The 4,976-nt window shown below is 71.4% G+C and carries 5 protein-coding genes; all 5 read right to left on the minus strand.

Annotation, left to right across the window (positions count from 1 at the left end):
- Nucleotides 1-319: biotin/lipoyl-containing protein (locus tag AAW14_RS38905; protein ID WP_322741175.1), on the minus strand; the 319-nt coding region annotated here is incomplete at its 3' end.
- 102 nt (nucleotides 320-421) lie between these two features.
- Complete coding sequence (gene lpdA / locus AAW14_RS38910; protein ID WP_265569198.1) at nucleotides 422-1,810, minus strand: dihydrolipoyl dehydrogenase; 1,389 nt, start codon at nucleotides 1,808-1,810, stop codon at nucleotides 422-424.
- Between the two features lie 298 nt (nucleotides 1,811-2,108).
- The gene (locus tag AAW14_RS38915) at nucleotides 2,109-3,629 is read right to left on the minus strand and encodes a leucyl aminopeptidase (protein WP_265569199.1); all 1,521 of its coding nucleotides are present in this window, start codon (nucleotides 3,627-3,629) and stop codon (nucleotides 2,109-2,111) included.
- A 366-nt stretch (nucleotides 3,630-3,995) separates the two neighbouring features.
- Complete coding sequence (locus AAW14_RS38920; protein WP_265569200.1) at nucleotides 3,996-4,601, minus strand: RDD family protein; 606 nt, start codon at nucleotides 4,599-4,601, stop codon at nucleotides 3,996-3,998.
- A 59-nt stretch (nucleotides 4,602-4,660) separates the two neighbouring features.
- A partial coding sequence (locus AAW14_RS38925) for an adenosylcobinamide-GDP ribazoletransferase (protein WP_265569201.1) occupies nucleotides 4,661-4,976 on the minus strand: 316 nt, incomplete at its 5' end.

A 4,976-nucleotide genomic window follows, 5' to 3' on the forward strand; every position in this document is an offset into this window, starting at 1 on the left:
CGGCAGGGGCCGGGGCGGGCTCGGCGGCCGGGGCGGGCGCCTCGGCGGCGGCCGGAGCCGGAGCGGCAGCGGGCGCGCCAGTGCCGTCGTCGATGACGGCCAGCTCGACGCCGACCTCGACCGTCTCGTCCTCGGCGACCTTGATGGAGGTCAGCACGCCGGAGGCGGGCGCCGGGATCTCGGTGTCGACCTTGTCGGTCGAGACTTCGAGCAGCGGCTCGTCGGCCTCGACGCGCTCTCCCTCGGCCTTCAGCCAGCGGGTGACAGTGCCCTCGGTGACGCTCTCGCCGAGCGCCGGAAGGGTTACGGAAACCGCCATGGTTTCGGTTGCTCCTTACGGATGGGGTCTCCCCCAGTTCGAGCGAAGTCGAGCTCTAGGGGAAGCGGAAGTCTGTGTCGTCGCGCCCGATGACGGAAGGCGTCAGTCGTGGGAGTGGAGGGGCTTGCCCGCCAGGGCCAGGTGGGCCTCGCCGAGCGCCTCGTTCTGCGTCGGGTGGGCGTGGACGAGCTGGGCGACCTCGGCCGGCAGCGCCTCCCAGTTGTAGATCAGCTGAGCCTCGCCGACCTGCTCGCCCATGCGGTCGCCGACCATGTGGACGCCGACCACGGCACCGTCCTTGACCTGGACGAGCTTGATCTCGCCGGCGGTCTTGAGGATCTTGCTCTTTCCGTTGCCCGCCAGGTTGTACTTGAGGGCGACGACCTTGTCCGCGCCGTAGATCTCCTTGGCCTTGGCCTCGGTGATACCGACGGAGGCGACTTCCGGGTGGCAGTACGTCACTCGCGGCACGCCGTCGTAGTCGACCGGAACGACCTTCAGACCCGCCAGACGCTCGGCCACCAGAATGCCCTCGGCGAAGCCGACGTGCGCCAGCTGAAGGGTCGGGACGAGGTCACCGACGGCGGAGATGGTCGGGACGTTGGTCCGCATGTACTCGTCGACGAGGACGTGGCCGCGGTCCATGGCGACCCCGGCCTCCTCGTAGCCCAGGCCCTGGGAGACCGGGCCGCGGCCGACGGCGACGAGCAGGACCTCGGCCTCGAACTCCTTGCCGTCGGCGAGGGTGACCTTGACACCGTCCTGGGTGTACTCGGCCTTCTGGAAGAACGTGCCGAGGTTGAACTTGATGCCGCGCTTGCGGAAGGCGCGCTCAAGAAGCTTGGAGGAGTTCTCGTCCTCGACCGGGACGAGGTGCTTGAGGCCCTCGATGACGGTGACGTCGGCACCGAAGGACTTCCAGGCGGAGGCGAACTCGACGCCGATGACACCGCCGCCGAGGATGATCGCGGACTTCGGCACGCGGTCCAGGACGAGGGCGTGGTCCGAGGAGATGATGCGGTTGCCGTCGATCTCCAGGCCCGGCAGCGACTTCGGCACGGAACCGGTCGCGAGGAGGACGTGGCGGCCCTGGATCCGCTGACCGTTCACGTCGACGGAGGTCGGGGAGGACAGACGGCCCTCACCCTCGACGTAGGTCACCTTGCGGGAGGCGATCAGGCCCTGCAGACCCTTGTACAGGCCCGAGACGACCTCGTCCTTGTACTTGTGGACCGCCGGTACGTCGATGCCCTCGAAGCTGGCCTTGACACCGAACTGCTCGCTCTCGCGGGCCTGGTCGGCGATCTCGCCGGCGTGGAGCAGAGCCTTGGTGGGGATGCAACCCCGGTGCAGGCAGGTGCCGCCGACCTTGTCCTTCTCGATCAGAGCGACGTCCAGGCCCAGCTGCGCCCCGCGCAGGGCCGCGGCGTAACCACCGCTACCACCGCCGAGGATCACTAGGTCGAAAACGGTGCTGGCGTCGTTCGCCACGTCACGTCCTCCATGCATGTGCGCCGTGCGCCGGTCTCCGATGACCGGCAGGCGGCTGGTGTCCGGCCGCTGTTGCTTCGGCCCTTCGGTGGGGGCCCTGTCCTGCCGAGCCCCATCTTCGCACTTGTCGGCGGCTGAGGAGACGCCGGGCCGGTGTCTGAGACGTCTGATCCATCACGTCGGGAGGTCGCGGCGGCGGACGATCGTACGGATTTCGTCGAGGGCGAAACTCCCGTACGGCCATGAGGGCGGCTCCGGATTCCGCCGAACCCGTTGCCGCCCTCCGCAGCGCCTCACGTCAGCCGAGGTCGCCCGCGGCCGTCAGTTCCGCCAGCCGGACCAGCGTGCGGACCGCCGAGCCGGTGCCACCCTTCGGGGTGTAGCCGAAGGGGCCCTGCTCGTTGAAGGCCGGACCCGCGATGTCCAGGTGGGCCCAGGCGATGCCCTCGCCGACGAACTCCTTCAGGAACAGACCGGCGACGAGGCCGCCACCCATCCGCTCGCCCATGTTGGCGATGTCCGCGGTGGGGGAGTCCATGCCCTTGCGCAGGTGCTCCGGCAGCGGCATCGGCCAGGAGTCCTCGCCGACCTCCTCGGCGGCCTCGTGGACCGCGGTGCGGAACGCGTCGTCGTTCGCCATGATCCCGAAGGTGCGGTTGCCGAGCGCCAGCACCATCGCGCCGGTCAGGGTCGCGACGTCGACGATCGCGTCAGGGTTCTCCTCCGACGCCGCCCACAGCGCGTCGCCGAGGACCAGTCGGCCCTCCGCGTCCGTGTTGAGGACCTCGACGGTCTTGCCGCTGTACATGCGCAGCACGTCACCCGGGCGGGTGGCGGAGCCGGACGGCATGTTCTCGGCGAGGGCGAGCCACCCGGTGACGCTGACCTCGAGGCCGAGCCGGGCGGCGGCGACGACCGCGGCGAAGACCGCGGCAGCGCCGCTCATGTCGCACTTCATGGTCTCGTTGTGGCCGGCCGGCTTGAGCGAGATGCCGCCCGAGTCGTAGGTGATGCCCTTGCCGACGAACGCCAGGTGCTTGTCCGCCTTCGGGTGCCTGTAGGACAGCTTCACCAGACGGGGCGCGGCCGCCGAGCCCGCGCCGACGCCGAGGATGCCGCCGTAGCCGCCCTTGGCCAGCGCCTTCTCGTCGTGCACCTGCACCTTGAGGCCGTGCTCCTTGCCGGCGGTCTGCGCGATGGCCGCGAAGGCCGCCGGGGTCAGGTCGTTCGGCGGGGTGTTGATGAGGTCGCGGGCGCGGTTGAGCTCCTCGGCGACGGCGGTGGCCCGCTCGACGGCGGCCTTGTAGGCCTTGTCGCGGGGCTTGCCGCCGAGCAGGGCGACCTCGGCGAGCGGGGCCTTGCCGTTCTTGCCGTTGCTGCCGTTCTCCTTGTACGCGTCGAAGGAGTACGCGCCGAGCAGGGCACCCTCGCCGATGGCGCCGGCGTCGGCGGGGTCCGAGACCGGCAGGGCGAAGACGGCCTTCTTCGAACCGGCCAGTGCGCGGGCCGCGGAGCCGGCGGCGCGGCGCAGCGACTCGGCGGTGAACGCCCGGTCCTTCTCGGGCTCGGCACCCAGGCCCACCGCCACCACGACAGGCGCCTTGAAGCCGGAGGGCGCGGGCAGCTTCGTCACCTCGCCCTCGGCGCCCGAGGCGCCCAGGGTCTCCAGGATGGCGGCGAGTCTGCCGTCGTACGCCTTGTCCACGGCCTCGGCGCCCGGCGCGACGACCGGGCCCTCCGCGCCCTTCGCGACACCGACCACGATCGCGTCGGCCCGCAGGCCGGCCGCTGCGGCGGTGCTGAGAGTGAGAGCAGTCACTGTGGTGAAATCTCGCTTCCGATTGAGTTTCGGTGGCCGAACGGATGGGGTCGACCGGCCCGGGAACCGACCCTAGATTGCTCCGAACGTTCGGTCTCCGCCTGGGCTGGGGAACACCCGTCATGAGCCTACGCTCGGGGCCCCGTTTCGCTCATTCCCGCGGGGCCTCTTCCGGCTGAGGTGCCCGGGCCGGTCCTTCCCCGGGGGTGGCGGGCCGGGGCCCACGGCCGCATCTTCCGCCGCGCCAAGTCGCTTTCGGCCGCGACCCGTTGTGACCCGTGCCGAGGAGGTGCCGCATGGGTACCTCGTGCCGGACCGCCTCGGGCCGTCGGCCGGGTCCGCTCCCCCGGCCGGCGACCTCGGGGCTCAAGAAGTACGAACCGGGGGCGTGACGGCCGCTCTGCCGAACCGCAGTCCCTCCACCGCCGTCCCCGCGACCCGGTCCGCGAGCGAGCGGCGACTCGGGGAGAGGACGGACAGGGCGTTCAGGAGGAACACACCCACGGCCGCCCCCCAGACCAGCACCGAGACCACGAACCGGCCCTCGACCAGCAGGACGCAGGCCAGCGCGTACACGGCCACGTCCGCGGTCGTGGTCACGACCGCCCGCAGCGCTGCGCGGCGCCAGGGGCTCGGGGTGACCTTCAGACCGGCCAGCGCCTTGCCCGCGGTGCGTCCCGCGCAGGCGAGCGACGCCCACTGGTAGAGGAACGTGGCGAAAACCAGCAGCCCGAATCCCTCTTCCACGTAGAGCACCGCCTTGTGCCACAGCGAGAGCCCCAGGCCTGCCGAGGCGTGGAGGACGTCACCCCGAGACGTGAGCAGTTCCAGGCCGCCCCTGGTCGCCAGCTCGGGCACGTCGGTGAAGAGCGCGGCGACCCGGTGGAAGGTGAGCACGGCAAGTGCGGACGCCGCCGCGATCACCAGTGCGAAGTCGATGAACCAGGCCAGGATGCGGCGTGTCCTGTGCACAGTCGCCCCCGATGACGGTGACTTGCGATGACAGTGGTGTGAGAGGTCGGTGCGACAGACTAGCCGAGCGAGAGCACCACCAGCGCGACCGTCGCCGCCGTCTCCGCGAGCCCGCCGAACACATCGCCCGTCACCCCGCCGAACCGCCGGACACAGTGCCGCAGCAGCAGCTCCGCGGCGGCCGCCGCGACCAGTACGGCGGCGGCCGTACGGACCGCGCCGTACGTTCCGGACAGCGCGCCCCCGACGGCGGCCGCCACGGTGACGGCGACGGCCACCGCCACCGCACCGCGCACCGGAACGACCTCCGCGACCGCGGCCCCCAGCCCCTCCGGGCGGGCGGCGGGCGTCCCGCTGCGCGCGGCGAGCGTGAGG

The organism is Streptomyces hygroscopicus, from assembly GCF_026168105.1.
Taxonomy (GTDB): domain Bacteria; phylum Actinomycetota; class Actinomycetes; order Streptomycetales; family Streptomycetaceae; genus Streptomyces; species Streptomyces hygroscopicus_D.